This is a genomic window from Streptomyces sp. NPDC008092, assembly GCF_042957285.1.
Lineage (GTDB): Bacteria > Actinomycetota > Actinomycetes > Streptomycetales > Streptomycetaceae > Streptomyces.
This window is the reverse complement of the sequence record NZ_JBIBHY010000016.1, coordinates 221,492-238,131: the sequence shown is the minus strand read 5'-3', so window position 1 is coordinate 238,131 and position 16,640 is coordinate 221,492. Positions and strand designations below refer to the sequence as shown.

Below are 16,640 nucleotides of genomic sequence, written 5' to 3'. Positions count from 1 at the left end.
GATGAGGGCGTGTCGCAGAGATCTTTTGGCAGCCCTCTCATCGGGCGGGACGACGAACTCGGCCGCCTTGCCGGGGTGTTGGAGCGTGCCCGGAGCGGCAGCGGGCAGGCCGTGCTGGTCGCCGGGGACGCGGGGGTCGGGAAGACCCGGCTGCTGGACGAGGTCGCGGCTCGGGCGGTCGCGGCCGGGGCCACCGTCGTCACCGGGCACTGTGTCGATCTCGGGCATGTGGGGCTGCCGTACCTGCCCTTCACCGAGATCCTCGGGGTGCTGGCGGGGGACGGGCGGTTCGGGGACGTCCTCGCCGCGCATCCTGTCGTGGACCGGCTGCTCGGTGCCGGGCCGGATTCCTCCCGCGATGCCGACGCGCGGCTGCGGCTCTTCGAGGGCGTGGCAGGGCTGTTCGCCGAACTGGCGGCTGCCGCACCGCTGCTGCTGGTCCTGGAGGATCTGCACTGGGCCGACCAGTCGTCCCGGGACCTGCTGCGGTTCCTGCTGAGCCGGGGTGTCCTCCCGCGGCGGCTCGCCGTGCTGGCCTCCTACCGTGCCGACGACCTGCACCGGCGGCATCCGCTGCGGCCGCTGCTCGCCGAGCTGGTGCGGCTGCCCGGGGTGGAGCGGCTGGAGGTACGGCCGCTGGCGGACGGGGAAGTCGCGCGGCTGGTGCGGGCGCTGGAGGAGCGGCCGCTGCCCGAGGCGACCGTGCGGGACATCGTGGAGCGGGCCGAGGGCAACGCCTTCTACACCGAGGAACTGGTGGCCGCCGCCGGCGCGGACGGGATGCCGACCGGGCTCGCCGATCTGCTGCTGATCCGGGTCGAGCAGTTGTCGGAGACGGCCCAGCAGGTGCTGCGGACGGCCGCGGTGGCCGGGCGCCGGGTCGGGCACGATCTGCTGCGGGACGCGGCCGGGCTCCCGGAGGAGGAGCTGGAGGCCGCCCTGCGGGAGGCGGTGGGGCGGCAGTTGCTCGTCGCCGGGGACGCGGACACGTACGCCTTCCGGCATGCCCTCGCGCGCGAGGCCGTCTACGGCGACCTGCTGCCCGGGCAGCGGGCGCGCCTGCACGGCACGTACGCCAGGCTGCTCGCCGCGCGCGGCGGCGGGGCGGCGACGGCCGCCGAGCGGGCGCACCACTACCGGGAGAGCCACGATCTGCCCGAGGCGCTCACCGCGTCCGTGGAGGCCGCGGATCACGCCCGGCGGATGGGTGCCCCGGCGGAGGAACTGCGCCACCTGGAGGCGGCCCTGGACCTGTGGCCGGCCGTGCCGTGCGAGGCGCGGCCCGCCGGCGAGGGGCTGGACCCGGTGGGTCTGACCCTGCGGGCGTCGGCGGCTGCCGCACACTCCGGGGACGCGCACCGGGCGGTGTCCCTGACCCGGGCCGCGCTGGCCGGGACCGGCCAGGACGCGGATCCCGAACTCGCCGCCCGGGTGCGCTACACCCTTGCGGGGAACCTCATCACCGTCGACAACCTCGCCGCCGCGTTCGCCTACAGCAGCGAGGCACTGGCGATGATCCCCGCCGAACCGCCGTCCCGGACCTGGGTGTGGGCGGCGGCCACCCATGTCATGGCGGCCCGGCAGGTCGGGGACGACGCGACCGCGTTGCGGGTCGCGCGGCAGGCCCTGGAGGTCGCCGAGCGGATCGGTGCCACCGCCGCCCGGGCCGACCTGCTGATCTCCCTGGCCCGGCTGGAGGACGGCGGGCGCCGCACCCCGAAGGGGCGGGAACGGCTGCGGGAGGCGCGGGAGCTGGCCCGGGCGGCCGGGGACACGCCGGTGGAGATGCGGGCGCTGTTCAGCCTGGCCATCAGCTGCTTCGAGTCGGGTGAGCTGCGGGAGTGCCTGCCGTGGATCACCGAGGGACTCGACCGGGCCCGGCGGTCGGGTCTGCTGTCCTCGCCGTACGCCCTGGAGATGCGGTATCTGCGGCTGCTGGTGCTCTTCACGCTGGGGCAGTGGGACGAGTGTGTGCGGGTGGCCCGCGCGGATCCGGCGCCCGGTTTCGCCGAGGGGCCCGTCCTGTACGTGGCGCTGGCCCGGGGCGAGCCGGACGTCGTGGAGCGGGCGAGGGCGCTGCTCGGGGAGCCGTTCGACTGGATGGGCACGTTCGTCGGCGGAATCGTGCTGACCGACGCGGCCGCGTGGCGGGGCGATGCGGAGGAGGCCGTGGCACGGGCTCGGGACGCGGTCGCGGTACTCTCCGACGGGCTGGGGCGGGCGCCGCACGTGACGGTCCGGCTCGCCGCGCTCGCGCTGGCGGCGGTCGGGGACCGGGCGGCAGCCGACCGGCGGGGCGACGGGAGCGCCGACCGCTGGGGCGGTGTCGCCGGCGAACTGGTGGAGCTGGCACGGACGACGGCCGCGGGACAGGGTCCGGAGGGGCAGGCCTGGCTGGCGCGCGCCGAGGCGGAGTGGGCCGGTGCCGTGTCCGGGCCGGACGTGGCGGCCTGGGAGAAGGCGGTGGCCGCGTTCGCGCACGGCGACGTGTACGAGGCGGCCCGGGTGCGGATGCGGTATGCCGAGGCATTGGCGGCCGACGGGCGGCGTGCGGAGGCGGCGGAGGAGGCGCGGGCGGTCCGGGAGACGGCGGCGGCGCTGGGGGCCGCGCCGTTGCTGGAGCGCGCGGAGGCGCTGTTGCGCCGGGAGGCACCGGCGGAAAACCCGGGCTCCCGGCTGACCGCACGTGAGCAGGACGTGCTGCGGCTGCTGGCGCTGGGCCGCAGCAACCGGCAGATCGGCGAGGAGCTGTTCATCACCGGCAAGACGGCGAGCGTGCACGTCTCCAACATCCTCGCCAAGCTGGGCGCGGCGAGCCGTACGGAGGCGGTGGCGATCGCCTACCGGGAACGCCTGATCACCCCCGGGCCGTCGGCCCGGGGGTGATCGGACGGGGGGTGGTCCGGGTGTCTCAGTGGTCGCAGTTGAGACCCGCCAGGTCGACGGAGTCGGCCATGGCCTGCATTCCCTTGTCGTTGGGGTGGATGTGGTCGCCGCCGTCCAGGAACGGCAGCATCCGCGCCTGGTCGTAGGGGCTGCGCAGGATCCGGTCGAAGTCGGCGATCCCGTCGAACTCCCCGCTGGTGCGGATGTACTGGTTGACCTGCTGGCGTACGGCCTCGCCCGCCTGGTCCCACTCCGGCCAGCCCTCGAACGGTCCGACGGTCGAGGCGACCACGCACTTCCCGGCCGCGTGCGCCCGCCGGGCGATCTCCCGGTAGCCGGCGATCAGGTCGGCCGCGGTCACCCCGGAGTGGGCCTTGATGTCGTTGACCCCTTCGAAGAGGAAGACGGTCCGGACGCCCGGCTGGCTGAGGACGTCGCGGTCCAGCCGGTTGAGGGCCGCCTGCCCGGCGCCGTCGGCGAGGACCTTGTTGCCGGAGATCCCCTCGTCGGCCACGCCCTTGACCTCGGTGTCCGCCTTCTGGAGGCGGCGGGCGAGGTAGTCGGGCCAGCGGCGGTTCTGGTCGCTGGTGGACGCCCAGCCGTCGGTGATGGAGTCGCCGAGCGCGACCACGGCCCCGGTGTCCGGGTTCTTCGGCCGTACGGAGACCGAGTCCAGGTACCACCAGGAGCCGGTGGTGTCGGTCCAGTTGGCGGCGCCCTCCTCGGCGGTGTGGTCGCCCTGGGCGACGTAGGAGGTCTGCATGGCCATCCCGTGGCCGGTGGCGGGGCCGGCCGCGTCCGGGCTGTGCAGGCTGACGACCAGGTTGCTGCCGGCGGGCAGGGTGCCGGGCAGCGGGTCGCTCCACGCGGTGGCGCCGGCCGGCACGGTGACCGTGCGGGCGCCGTCGAAGGTCAGCCGCCTGTTGCTGCCCGGCTTGAGGGCGGCGCCCTGGCTCTGCAGGCCCGCGTAGACGCTGTCAAGGGTCAGCGGCCGGTCCCCGAAGGCGTTGGACAGGCGCACCCGCAGGTCGCTGCCGGCCGCGCTGGTGTGCACGACCAGCCGGTAGCCGCGGTCGGCGGTGCCCTGTCCCAGCTGGTCGGCGCTGGCACCCCAGGTGACGACGTCGTGCCGGGCAGCGGCGACGGATCCGGCGGGCGGCCGGGCCGACCTGGAAGAGGGCTGGGCGGACCGGGCGGAGGACGGCGTGGACCGGGCGGCGGACTGGGCCGAGGGCTGGGCGGAGGGCTGTCCCACGGGCGCCGCGGTGGCGGGCCCGGTCTGGCAGGCGACCGTGGTCAGTAAGACGGCGGCGACGCCGAGGAGCCCCGCGAACCGGCCGGTCACCGTGCCAGGTCCTTCAGCGTGACGGACGCGCCGGGCTTCAGCGTGACCGTCCGGGTCCGGCCGCCGTAGGCGACCGTGGTGGTACGGCCGCCGACGCTGCGAATCCGGGCCTCGGTGGGCTTGCCGTCCCGCCAGCTCAGGTCGACGACGAAGCCGCCGCGGGCGCCCGCCCCGGTGACCTTGCCGGAGGCGGCCCAGGCGTCGGGGAGGGCCGGCAGGAGTTCCAGGTGGCCCGGCCGGGAGTACAGCAGCATCTCCAGGATCGCGGTCGGGGTGCCGAAGTTGGCCTCGATCTGGAAGATGCCCCGGCCTTCCTCGACCTGGTAGATGTCGAAGAGGTTGGGCGAGGTGCCGTTGCTGCCGTTGTCCGAGGGACGGAGGTTGCGGATGACGAGCTGGTAGGCCTTGTCGGCGTCCTTCAGCCGGGACCAGCACAGCGAGCGCCAGGCGTTGGCCCAGCCGAAGCTGTCCATGCCGCGGGCGGTGAGCAGGGCGGTGGCGCCCTTGACGATGTCGGCGGGGGTGGAGCCGTCGGGGCGGATCCGGTCGCCGGGGAAGAGGTTGATCAGCGGCGAGAGGTGGCGGTGGGTGGTCTCGCCGAGGTTGTCCGGGGACATCCACTCCTCCAGCCAGCCGGTCTTGGGGCTCACCACCGGCAGGTAGAGGCGGTCGCGGAGCTTGCCGATGGTGCCCGCGTATCCAGCATCCCTCTTCAGCTCGGCGGCCGCAGTACGGAAGTTCCCGAACAGCATCCACACCTGTTCCTGGGCGTAGGTGATGCCCTTGGCATCCAGCGGGCCCTGCTCCGGCGACCAGTCGCTGTCGGCGATCAGCACCTCCCTGCCGTCGTCCAGGGTGGTGGTGAGCAGCCGCGCCTCCCAGAACTCGCAGGCGCCCTTGAGGAGCGGGTAGATCTTCTCCAGGTGGGCCCGGGACCGGGTGAACTCGTAGTGTTCCCAGAGGCTCTGGCACAGCCAGGCGTTACCCGCCGGGTGCCACCACCAGCCGCCTCCGCCGAAGGGGTTGGTGGAGATGGCGACGGTCCAGCCGGCCACCTTGCCGCTGGAGTTGCGGTAGCGGTTGCGGGAGTCCTGGAAGAGCCGCTGGGTGAGGTCGGTCCAGGAGGGGAGCTGGTCGACGCAGTAGTCGGTGTAGGCGTCGAAGCACTGGGACAGGCCGAGCCGGTCGGACATCCAGTAGTTCATCTGGATGTTGATGTCGGTGTGGTAGTCGCCCATCCAGTCCGGGTCGTTGCCGTCCAGCCAGATGCCCTGGAGGCCCATCGGCAGGCTGTCGCGCGATCCGGCGATCATCAGGTAGCGGCCGAACTGGGCGTAGGCGGCTTCGAGTTCCGGGTCCGGGTCGCCGGTGTCGGCGCGGGCCTGGATGCGCGCCCAGGTGTCGAGTTCTCGCTGGTCGGCGGTCGAGGTGCCGAGCGAGAGGTCGAACTGGCCGAACAGCGCCCGGTGGTCGGCGGCGTGGGTGCGCAGCAGCGAGTCCGCCGAGTGCCGGGCGGCCGCCTTGACCTTGGTGCGGGCCAGCGCCACCGGGTTCACGGAGGGGTCGCGGTAGTCGGCGGCGGCGTCCGGTGCGTAGTCGGTGCCGCCGCTGAGCACGACGGTCAGCTCGCGGCAGTCGGTGAAGGTGATGTGCGAGCCGCTCACCCGTACGCTGCCGCCGCTGCCGTACGCCTTGACGGCGGCCCCGTACTTCAGTCCGTTGGCGAAGGACCCGGCGAACGACTCGGCGGTGCCGCCGGTCTCCCCGTGGGTGCCCTCGAAGGTGAGGGTGCCGGTGTAGCGGCCGCCGCCGTCCTGGCCGAAGTGCAGCACGATCACGTCGTCGGGGCGGCTGGCGAAGATCTGCCGGCGGTACGTCACTCCGGAGCGGACGTAGGACGCGGTCACCACGCCGTTGTCGAGGTCGAGGGTGCGGCGGTAGTCGGAGACGCTGCCCAGGTCGTGGTCGGGTATCTCGACGACGAGCCGGGCGAGGAGGGTCAGGGAGCCGAAGTCGGCGCGGCCGTAGGGGAACTGGCCGTCGGAGTCGAGGGTGTCGTTCAGCCCGCCGGTCCACAGCGTGGCGTCGGTGACCAGGAGGAGCTCTCGGCCGGAGTCGTTGCTCGCGAGGGCGCCGAGCCGCCCGTTGCCGACCGGAAGACCCTGCGTGATCATCGACCCGTCGTCGGCGGGCGCCTGCCACCACAGCTGGTGGCGAGGAGAGGCGAGCGGCTCGGAGGACCGCACCGGGGCGGCGGAGGCGGTGAAGGAGGGCAGCCCGGCGAGGGCTCCGGTGGCCGCAGCGAGGGCGAGGAAGCTTCGTCTGCTGGGGTGATTCTGCATGACGGTGTCCTTTTGAAGTATGGGGGGATGCAACGCGCCTCTTCAGGGGCGCTGGGGGTCCCCCCGGCCGAAGGCTGGGGGACGAACTGCGCGACCAGCCCCCACCGGCCCGCAGTTCCCGACGACGCACGTACCGAGGCGACTTACCGAGGCGACTTGGGAACGTCGATCCGGTCTACGTCCGGCGCGTACCCCGACCCGCTGTCGAAGCTGATGGTGTTGGCCCCGGCCTTCAGAGTCACCGGCACGCTCACCGTCGCCACGGTCCCCCAGTCCCCGGTGGACGGGAACTTGTGGCTGGTCCCGCCCCCGGCGTTGGCCGCGACGGTGGCCGGCCGCGAGTCACCGCTGATGTAGGCGACCTTCACCAGGTACGTGCCCGCCTTGTCGACGACGACGTTGTTGAAGGTCAGCTTGCCGCCCTGGTACAGGTTCCCGACCTTCTTCTGCCCGGAGCACGCGTCGCACCCGGCGACGGACGCGTTGCCGCTCAGCGTGTTCCCGCTCGCCTCGGCCTCGTACCCGGTGGAGGCCAGCGCGCTGCCCTTCGGCGTCACGGTGAACAGCCGCGAGCCGTGCGCCGGCAGCGCCTCGGTGATCTTGTTCTGGAAGCTGCCCAGGTTCTCCTTGTTCCAGACGTCCCGGACCGCGGCCTTGCCGCTGAAGCCGAGGGCGGTCCAGTCGGCGGTGACCGCCGAGGGCGAGTCCGCGAGGTTGAACAGGGCGACCGTGTAGGTGCCGTCGGCGTTCTTCGCGGCCCAGACCTGCTGCGGGTCGGAGGGGGTGACCGGCCGGGCCGGCGGGTTGTCGCTCTGGTCGATCGCGATGACGTCGCGGTTGGTCAGCAGGGAGACGCCGTAGTCGTCGAGCTTGGTGAGGTCGTCGCCGGTGAACAGGGGCGACTTGGCGATGGCCCACAGGGTGGCGTAGCTCTGCCGTTCGGCCTTGGTGAGGCCGTCCATCGCGCCGTTGCCGACGTCGAGGGAGTCGAGGTCGTTCCAGCCGCCGGGGCCCGCCTTGTCGGTCCAGGCCGGGGTGTCGTCCCAGCGGTCGTCGACCGAGTTCTCCCAGCTGACCAGCGTGTTGCAGTAGCACTCGACATCGGTGTCGATGCGCCAGCCGTTGGTGTACTTCTGCCAGTCGGCGGCGTGCCCGTAGTCCAGGGACCAGGACGCCTCCAGGTGGATCGGGCGGCCGGTGGCGGCGATCGCCTTGTGCCAGGCGGCGACGTCGGCGACGTTGTCGTACTGGTCGCCGCTCTTGCCGGAGCCCGGGCCGACGCCGTCGAGCTTGAGGAAGTCGTAGCCCCAGCCGGCGATCAACTGGGCCTGGGAGTCTATGTACTTCTGCGCGCACGGCTTGTCGAAGTCGATCTTGTACGAGCTGTCCCAGCCGTTGGTGGTGCGCAGGTCGTCGTAGACGATGTCGGCGGTGGTGCAGCCCTCGGCGTTCCAGATCGGCGTCCTGCCGTCGCCGTAGGCGCCCTTCTCCAGGCCGGCCGGGAGGTAGATGCCGGCCTTGAGGCCCTTGGCGTGGATGTGGTCGGCGACGGCCTTCATGCCGCTGGGGAAGCGGGCGGCGTCGGCCTTCTGGCGGCCGTACTGGTCGTAGCCCTGCTTCCAGTTCCAGTCCATCCACCAGCCGGCGTCGATGTTGACGTAGTCGTAGCCGTACTTCTTCAGCTTGCTCGCCAGGGCGTCGGTCTGCTTGAGGACGTTCGCCTCGGTGAGGTAGCTGTAGTCGCCCTTGTCGTTCAGGCCCGGGTACTTGGACGACTGCATGCTCCAGCTCGACCAGCCCATGTACGGCTTGGCGGCGATCGGGGCGGGTGTGTCGGCCTGCGCCGCGGGCACGGCGGCGGCGAAGGCGGCCGTCAGTGCCAGTACGAGGACGGTTCTCAGCCCGCGTACGGGCAGGGCGGATGTCGAAGGTGACCGCATGGGCCCTCCAGGGTTCGGGGTCTTGGGCGGCTCAGCCCTTGCCCGTCGGTGTGGGAGAAGAGGTGATGAAGGACTGGATCGCGGCGGCCGCGGCCCCGCGCGCCCACTCCTCGAAGGGGAGCGGGCGGGTCTGTACGTCGCTCTGCGCGGCGGAGCCGAAGGCGGCCGCGGTGAACGAGTCGAGGATCTGCTCGGCGAAGAGGTCGTAGGCGGCGAGTCCCTCGCCGGAGATGATCACTCGTTCGGGGCCGAAGAGGTTGGCCACCGTCGCGATACCCCGGCCGATGGCCTCGCCGGCCCTGGCGTACACCTCGCGCGCTCCGGGCACGCCCTCGTGGGCGAGGGCCACCGCGGCCGCGGAGTCGGCGACCTGACGGCCGGTCACCTCCCGCATGCGGGTGACGATCGCGGCGTCCCCCGCGATCGCCTCCACGCAGCCCCGGTTGCCGCAGTGGCAGAGGGGTCCGGCCGGGTCGATGGCCACGTGCCCGATCTCCCCCGCCACGCCGTGCGCGCCGGACACCACCCGGCCGTGGATCACCAGTCCGCAGCCGATGCCGGCGCCGACGGTGACGACGGCGAAGTCGGAGAGCCCGACCCCGGCGCCGAACCACTGCTCGGCGACGGTCAGGGCGCGTACGTCGTTGTCGACGACGACCGGCAACCCGGTGGTCATGGCGGCGAGTTCGGCGAGGGCCACGTCCCGCCAGTCGAGGAAGGGCGAGTAGCGCACCACCCCTTCGGCGCGGTCCACGTCGCCGGAGACGGCGATGCCGAGGCCGAGCACGGGGGCGCCGAAGTCCTCGGCCTCGGTGCGCAGTTCGTGGGTGAGATCGGCGACGGAGGTCAGGACGGCCCTGGCCGCGCGGTCGGTGACCGGGAGGCGGCGGGCCAGCAGGATCCGGCAGCACAGGTCGGTGAGGACCGCGATGACCTCGTCGCCGGTGACCTTGACCCCGATGAACAGCGCGCGTCCGCCGTCCACCCGTACCAGGTTGGCGGGGCGCCCGAGGGCGGGCCGGGCCTCGCCGTCGGCGTCCTCCGCCAGGTACCCGGCCGCGAGGAGCGGCCGGACGGCCTTGGTCACGGCCGCCGGCGACAGCCCGGCCCGGCGGGCCGCCTCCAGCCGGGTGAGGGGGCCGTGGGACAGGACCGTGGTGAAGATCTGCGAGACGGCCGGCGTGTGGGCCGGGAACGTCTCGGCACGGGAGGTGGAGCGCATGGCCGGGAACTTAGGTGGCTTATTTTCCGCTGTCAATAAAAGAAACAGGAATCACCTGATGGTTGACTGTGAGGCTCCCGTGGCCTTCAAATGGCGGGTGGGACGGGGCCGTTGGCTCGTGTTCGTGTTCCACGAGCGCGGCCGATCCGGGTACCCAGCCCCCCGACGGGGCACCCGGACCAGCGGCGGGGCGCGCCCGTCAGTGGCGGGCGGCCGGCGTGTCGGCCTCGGTGACGTTCACCGCGGCCCAGGCCTGGTCGACCGTGCGGTACTCGACGCTGCTCGCGCCGTAGAGGTCCGTGGCCGCCTTCAGCGTCGCGATCCGCGCGTCGTGGAAGTCGGTCGAGGAGACCATGTACCGGGTCAGGGCACGGTAGAAGATCGCCGTGGCCTTGGCGCGGCCGATGCCGGTGACCGTGGACCCGTCGTAGGTCGGCGAGTCGTAGGTGGTGGCGCCGATCGTCTTGCGGCCGCTGCCCTCGGCGAGCAGGTAGAAGGCGTGCGAGGAGACGCCGGAGCCGGCGTGCACCTCGGCGTTCGCGACCTCGGGCGACCAGTAGTCGACGGTGCCTTCGAGGCGGTCGAGCGAGGGGTGGTCGAGGCGGCGCAGGAACTTCTGGCGCAGGCCCAGCTTCTCGCCCAGCAGGTAGTTCGGCGGGTTCTTCTGGTTGTTGGCGAAGAACTCCACGCCGGAGCCGAAGATGTCGGCCAGCGACTCGTTCAGCGCGCCCGGTTCGCCGAACTGGTTGCCGTCGTTGTCGACGTACGTCGGTTCGAGCTTGGCGGTGGCGTCCACCACGCCGTGGGTCAGCTCGTGGCCGGTGACGTCGAGGACGACCAGCGGCTTCTTGATCTCGTCGCCGTCCCCGTCGCCGTACAGCATGCAGCCGCAGGCGGAGTCCCAGAAGGCGTTGCCGACCTTCTTGCCCCAGTGGACCATGGCGCGGGCGGGCTTGGAGTTGTTCGCTATGCCCTTGCGGCCGAAGGTCTTCTTGTAGAAGTCCAGGGTCTCGGTGATGCCGTACTGGGCGTCGGCGGCGGCGCTGCCCCGGTTGGCGGTGGTGCCGTTGCCCCAGCTGTCGGTGGTGCTGGTGAACTTGGCGCCCTGGCCGAAGCTCTCGGTCTCCCTGCCCTTGGCGTCCCGGGTCTCGGTGCCGTAGCGGGTGGGGTCCTTGAGCAGGAAGCTCTTGCGGGCGGTCTGCGTGGTGGTGAGCGGGACCTTGCCGACGAAGAGGGACCTGCCGGAGCCGTGGGCGGTCACCGGGTAGTGGGCGGCGGCGGAGACGGACGCGCCGGCGAGGGCCTGGGCCTGCGCGCCGGTGCCGGTGGCCGGGTCGAGGGTCTCGCCGTGGCTGCGGAGGGCCTTGAGCAGCTTGGGTGAGAGGAACTCGTCGCTGTCCGGCGTGTTGCTGCGCACCTCGCCGGTGAGGGCGTCGACGACGACCGTGCTGGAGCCGTCGGAGCCGTCGACGGTCACCTGGTAGGCGAGGGCGGCGGCGCCGTCCCGGGCGTCCACCACGAGCTGGGCGGTGCCGGCGTCGCCGTCGGCGGCCGCGGCGGCCTTCTCCTCGGCCTGCCGGGCGGTCAGCTTCGCCTCGGTGGCGGCGGGCCCGACGGCGTGGTCGGCCGCGCGGGTGACACCGGTGTAGGCCAACCGGTGGGAAAGATGGACGACGAGGTCGCCGCCGAGCACCGGCATCCCCCGGTGGGTGCGGACGAAGCGGACGTGGCGGGCCCCCTCGGGGTCGACCATCACGTCCTGCGGCTGGAGTTCGTCGCCCGCGCCGACTCCGGTCGCCGAGGCATGGGCGAAGGCTGCGGCCCGGGCGGCTGCCACCACCTGCGCGGCCGTCGTCGCGGAGGCCGCGGTCTGCTGTCGTTCCCCCGTCGCGGGACCGGCGAAGGCCGTACCGGCCAGGCCCGTGGCAGCCGTCGTCACGGCGACGGCGACCGCCACGCTGCGTATGTGCGCACTACGCACTGATCAGGGTTCCTTCGTTCGAAGGCGGCCGGGGTCACCAACCGCCTTGCGGCAGGGCGCCGTTGGGTGCCCAGGGGGCTGGTCGGGCCCCGGGCCGCAACCCTTCCGGACGAATCATGTCCATGTAAAGCGCAATTCGTCGCTTTTCTTGCTTTTCGTGGCAATACTTGGCGAATCCGCACCGCACGGTGATCAAGGAGTGACCAACTGTGCGTCGGCTGTGGAGATGTGACGGGATGCGAGAGGGTTCCCCGAACCGAATGTGACTCATCTCGCATCGAAGACGGCTCAGAGAGGAACAGGTCCGAATGGTCTCGGCAATGATGTGCAGAAGTGCGGTGCTCGGGGCGGTGACGCTGTCACTGCTCGCGGTCCCGGCCCAGGCGGCGCCCCTGAAGACGGCGGCGACGGCGCGGGCGGCCACCGCCCTCCCGGCGCCCGACACCGCGGGGCTGGCCGCGGTGCTGCGTTCGGTGGTGGCGAAGGGCGCGCCCGGCGCGATGGCCCGCATCGACGACGGCACGACGGTCTACCGGTCCGCGCAGGGCATCGCCGACCGCGGGAGCCGGCGGGCCCTCACCACCGCCGACCGCTTCCGGGTGGGCAGCGTCACCAAGACGTTCTCGGCAGTGGTCCTGCTGCAGCTGGTGGACGAGCACAAGCTCGCGCTGGACGCGCCGGTCAACCGCTACCTGCCCGGCCTGCTGCCGGACGACCGCATCACCGTGCGGCACGTACTGAGCCACCGCAGCGGTCTGTACGACTACACCAACGACATGTTCGCCAGCAGCGTGTCCGGCTTCGAGGCCGTGCGCAACAAGGTCTTCACCTACCGCCAGCTGGTGGACCTGTCCCTGAAGAAGGCGCGCACCAACGCGCCGGGCGCCGCCTACTCGTACTCCAACACCAACTTCGTGGTCGCCGGCATGCTGATCGAGAAGCTCACCGGGCACAGCGTGCGCACGGAGTACGAGAACCGCATCTTCAAGCCGCTCAAGCTGAACGACACCTTCTACGTGCACCCCGACACGAAGATCCCCGGGCTGCACGCCAGCGGCTACCTCACCGCGGACCGGGCGGGCGCCACGCCCGTCGACGCCACGAACCAGACGGTCTCCTGGGCACAGAGCGCGGGCGCCATCATCTCCAGCGCCCGCGACCTCGACACGTTCTACTCGGCGCTGGTGCGCGGCAAGCTGACGTCGACCGCCCGCCTCGCGGAGATGGAGCGCTTCACCCGCGTCAACGCCAACACCTCCTACGGCCTCGGGCTGCGCCGCCGCGACCTGTCCTGCGGAATCTCGGTGTACGGCCACACGGGCGCCGTGCAGGGCTACTACACGTACGCCTTCACCAGCAAGGACGGCAAGCGCAGCGTCACCGCGCTGGCCAACGCCTCCAACAGCTCCGACGTGCTCAACACGCTGGCGGCCACGCTGGAGCCAGCGTTCTGCGGCAAGCAGAAGTCCCCGCGGAGCGCGCCCGTGCCGCTGGAGCGCGAGGACGTGGCACCGGCCGCGCCGCGCGAGCAGTAGCGCCCCGATTCCGGAGGGAACCTCGCGCCCGGGCCGGACGTTCAACCGGCGACTCCCCCACCGGGCGCGACGTTCGGCCCCCTGACCTCGTAGAGGCGGCGCGATGAGCGAGCTGGTCCCCGGGGGCAATCTGCCCCTTCCGGGCGGCGCGCTGACGCTGCGGGTGCCCGGTCCCTTCGACGTGTCGGCGCTGATCACCGACGAGAGCGGCAAGGTCGGCGGCGACGCCGACTTCGTCTTCTACAACCAGCCGGACGCGCCCGGCGTCCGGCTGCGCGGGGACACGCTGACCGTCGAGCCGGCCCTGCTGCGGGCCGGCGCCCAGCGCGTCACCCTCACGGTCACCGCCGCCGAGTCCGGCACCCCGCTCGGCCGGCTGCCCGCCGCCACCCTGCACGTGACCGACCGCCTCGGCCGCACGGTGGCGCGCTTCGCACCGGCGCGCCCGCAGACGGAGACCCTGCTGCTGCTCTCCGAGATATACCGCCGGGGCACCGGCTGGAAGCTGCGCGCGATCGGCCAGGGATACGCGGACGGACTGGCGGGGCTGGCCCGGGACTTCGGGGTCGACGTGGTCGAGGACCGGCAGCCGTCCCCCGGTTTCCGCGCCACGATCCCGGCCCAGCGCACGGCGGCCTCCCCGGCCCGCCCCTCGGCGGCCGCGCTCCCCGATCCGGACGGCCTGCTGGGCCTGGTCAACTCCGCCCGCGCCCGGTCCGGCCGCCCGCCGGTGGCCCCGGACCCCCGGCTCACCTCCGCCGCCCTCGCCCACGCCACGGCGATGGCCGACGCGGGACGGCTGGCCGGCGAGGGCCCTGACGGCGTCTCCGTCCACCAGCGGATCAGCGCCACCGGATTCGCCTATGTCACCGTCGGCGAACACCTCGTCTCCGGCCCCCGCACCCCGGCCGAGTTCGTCGACTACTGCCTGCGCGCCGAGGACGCCCGGCGCACCCTGCTCGACCCGGCGTTCACCCACGCGGGCCTCGCGCACGCCCGCGGCCCGCGGGACGGGGACACCTACTGGACCGCGCTGTGGGCCAGACCCCTCACCCAGGCCGAACTGACCCGCACCCGCGCCGAGGTCGCCGACCTCACCAACCGGGAGCGCACCAGGGCCGGGCTGCGGCCGCTCGCGGCGGATCCGCAGCTGGCGGCGGCCGCGCAGGCGTACAGCACGGACATGGCGACCCGGGACTTCTACGCGCACACCTCCCCCGAGGGCACCCAGCCCTGGGACCGGGCCGCCGCCGCGGGCTCCCGGCGGCGCACCATCGGCGAGAACATCGCCTGCGGCCAGCGTTCCGCGGCCGAGGTGGTGGAGGGCTGGATGAACAGCCCGGGGCACCGGGCCAACATCCTCAAACCGGACTTCACGCACATAGGCATCGGCTTCGCCGGGGGCGGCCGGGCCGGTACCTACTGGACCCAGCTGTTCGGTGCCTGAACCGGTACCGTCCGTGATCTTGGCGGAACGAGTCCGTCCGGGACACCATGCCCCGCATGAAGGGTGATCTCTTTTCCAGTCAGCACATGGTGGCACCGGCGACCGAGCCGGGCATGACCGTCGAGAACGCGAAATGCGTCAAGTACGCCGTGAACGGCGAGATGTACGCCCGCCAGGGCGCGATGATCGCGCACCGCGGCAGCCTGAAGTTCGAGCGCAAGGGCCAGGGCGTGGGCGGCATGCTCAAGCGCGCGGTCACCGGCGAGGGGCTGCCGCTGATGTCCGTGCAGGGCCAGGGCGAGGCCTGGTTCGCGCACGAGGCGCAGAACTGCTTCATCGTCGAGATAGAGCCGGGTGACCAGTTCACGGTGAACGGCCGCAACGTCCTGTGTTTCGACGCCACGCTGGCGTACGAGATCAGGACGGTGAAGGGCTCCGGCATCGCCGGCGGCGGCCTGTTCAACAGCGTGTTCTCCGGACACGGCCGGCTCGGCCTGGTCTGCGACGGCAACCCGCTGGTGATCCCGGTCTCGCCGCAGGCCCCGGTGTACGTCGACACGGACGCGGTGGTGGGCTGGACCGCGCACCTGCAGACCTCGCTGCACCGCTCGCAGTCCATCGGGTCGATGCTGCGCGGCGGTTCGGGCGAAGCGGTCCAGCTGATGCTCCAGGGCGAGGGGTACGTCGTGGTCCGGCCGAGCGAGCTGACCCCGCAGAAGGCACAGCAGCACTGACGTCCGGCGGCCCTGGTCCACGTGGCCCGGCCGCCCCGGCGGGGGCGGGTTGACCAGGGCGGTCCGGCCGGGTGAGGGTGCCAACGGCGCGGACCGTCGCCCCCGCGCCGGAAGGGTGAACCGCCTTGAACGGCATCATCGGCATCTCGGACATCGAAGCCGCGGCCCGGCTGGTCGCGGGACACGTCGTCCGTACCCCCACCGTGCCCAGCCCCGGCCTGTCGGAGCTGCTCGGCGTCCCGGTCACCGCCAAGCTGGAACTCCTCCAGCGCACCGGCTCCTTCAAGGCACGCGGGGCCGCGGCGAAGCTGCTGTCGCTGAGCGAGGCGGAGCGGGCGGCCGGTGTGGTCGCGGTCAGCGGCGGCAACCACGGCATCGCCCTCGCGGTGATGGCCGCGGCCCTCGACGTGAAAGCGACCGTGGTGATGCCCCGTACCGCGCCCGCCCGGTCGATCCGGCTGGTCGAGGCGGCCGGGGCGTCGGTGCGGCTCACCGACGGCATGGGCTCGGCGTTCGAGCTGGTGCCGCGGCTGCGGGACGAGGGGCTCACCCTGGTCCACCCCTTCGACGACCCGGTGGTGATCGCCGGGCAGGGCACGGTGGGCCTGGAGCTCGCCGAGGACGCGGACGACGACCTCACCGACGTGGTCGTCAGCATCGGCGGCGGGGGCCTGATCGCCGGCGTCGCGGCCGCGCTGCGGGCCCGCCGCCCCGGGGTGCGGGTGTGGGGCGTGGAGACGGCCGGCGCGCAGGCGATGTCCGAGGCGCTCTCGGCGGGCGGTCCGCTGCCGGTCGCGGTGTCGTCGATCGTGACGACGCTCAGCGCGCCGTCGGTGTCCCGGCTGACGTACGACCACGCGGCGGCGCTGGTGGAGGAGGTGCTGGTGGTGCCGGACCGGGAGGCGGTGCGGGGCAGCCTGGAGTTCGCCGAGCACGCCAAGGTGTGGACCGAGCCGGCCGCCGGCTGTCTGCTGCCCGCGGCCCGGCAGGTGCGGGAGCGGGTGGGCGACGGGGCGCGGATCGGCCTCGTGGTCTGCGGGGGCAATGTCACGCACCAGGAGATCTCGGAGTGGACCGCGCGCTTCGGACTGGACTGACCAGCGGATCGCAGCCGGGCTTTTACCGTCGGTTACCCGCAGGTCGAAGCCCGGCCATTCACTGTTTTCCCCAAGTTCCCGGCCGGTGCGGCCACTTGAATAAAAGGCAAG

10 protein-coding genes are annotated in these 16,640 nt (G+C 72.6%); 5 read left to right on the top strand and 5 right to left on the bottom strand.

Going from position 1 to position 16,640, the window contains the following annotated elements; translation table 11 throughout:
* Positions 1-9: 9 nt before the first annotated feature.
* Positions 10-2,886: an AAA family ATPase gene (locus ACFZB3_RS40540; RefSeq protein WP_391386053.1), complete on the top strand. Its 2,877-nt coding sequence runs from the start codon at positions 10-12 to the stop codon at positions 2,884-2,886.
* Positions 2,887-2,911: 25 nt separating this feature from the next.
* Here ACFZB3_RS40540 and ACFZB3_RS40535 read toward each other — a convergent pair whose 3' ends face one another.
* The 5 genes from ACFZB3_RS40535 to ACFZB3_RS40515 all read right to left on the bottom strand — a co-directional run bounded on the left by ACFZB3_RS40535 (position 2,912) and on the right by ACFZB3_RS40515 (position 11,716).
* A complete protein-coding gene (locus ACFZB3_RS40535; protein ID WP_391386050.1) occupies positions 2,912-4,231 on the bottom strand; it encodes a GDSL-type esterase/lipase family protein in 1,320 nt (439 codons plus the stop codon).
* Positions 4,228-6,573, bottom strand: coding sequence for a glycoside hydrolase N-terminal domain-containing protein (locus ACFZB3_RS40530; protein WP_391386048.1), 2,346 nt, complete (start codon positions 6,571-6,573; stop codon positions 4,228-4,230). Before ACFZB3_RS40530 ends, ACFZB3_RS40535 begins: the two co-directional genes overlap by 4 nt.
* A gap of 143 nt (positions 6,574-6,716) precedes the next feature.
* Entirely contained in the window at positions 6,717-8,513 is a 1,797-nt protein-coding gene (locus ACFZB3_RS40525; protein WP_391386045.1) for a CBM35 domain-containing protein, read from the bottom strand.
* 31 nt (positions 8,514-8,544) lie between these two features.
* Positions 8,545-9,735: an ROK family protein gene (locus tag ACFZB3_RS40520; protein WP_391386042.1), complete on the bottom strand. Its 1,191-nt coding sequence runs from the start codon at positions 9,733-9,735 to the stop codon at positions 8,545-8,547.
* A gap of 199 nt (positions 9,736-9,934) precedes the next feature.
* Positions 9,935-11,716 carry a M4 family metallopeptidase gene (locus ACFZB3_RS40515; protein WP_391386039.1) on the bottom strand — a complete coding sequence of 594 codons (1,782 nt, stop codon included), beginning with the start codon at positions 11,714-11,716 and terminating at the stop codon, positions 9,935-9,937.
* Between the two features lie 323 nt (positions 11,717-12,039).
* Here ACFZB3_RS40515 and ACFZB3_RS40510 point away from each other — a divergent pair, with 323 nt between their 5' ends.
* From ACFZB3_RS40510 to ACFZB3_RS40495, 4 genes are all read left to right on the top strand, one after another.
* Entirely contained in the window at positions 12,040-13,251 is a 1,212-nt protein-coding gene (locus ACFZB3_RS40510; protein ID WP_391386180.1) for a serine hydrolase, read from the top strand.
* 103 nt (positions 13,252-13,354) lie between these two features.
* Positions 13,355-14,698 (top strand): CAP domain-containing protein, encoded by a 1,344-nt coding sequence (locus ACFZB3_RS40505; RefSeq protein WP_391386036.1) that lies wholly within the window; start codon positions 13,355-13,357, stop codon positions 14,696-14,698.
* Positions 14,699-14,754: 56 nt separating this feature from the next.
* Positions 14,755-15,432, top strand: coding sequence for an AIM24 family protein (locus ACFZB3_RS40500; protein ID WP_391386033.1), 678 nt, complete (start codon positions 14,755-14,757; stop codon positions 15,430-15,432).
* Between the two features lie 134 nt (positions 15,433-15,566).
* Positions 15,567-16,529 carry a pyridoxal-phosphate dependent enzyme gene (locus ACFZB3_RS40495; protein ID WP_391386176.1) on the top strand — a complete coding sequence of 321 codons (963 nt, stop codon included), beginning with the start codon at positions 15,567-15,569 and terminating at the stop codon, positions 16,527-16,529.
* Positions 16,530-16,640: the final 111 nt, after the last annotated feature.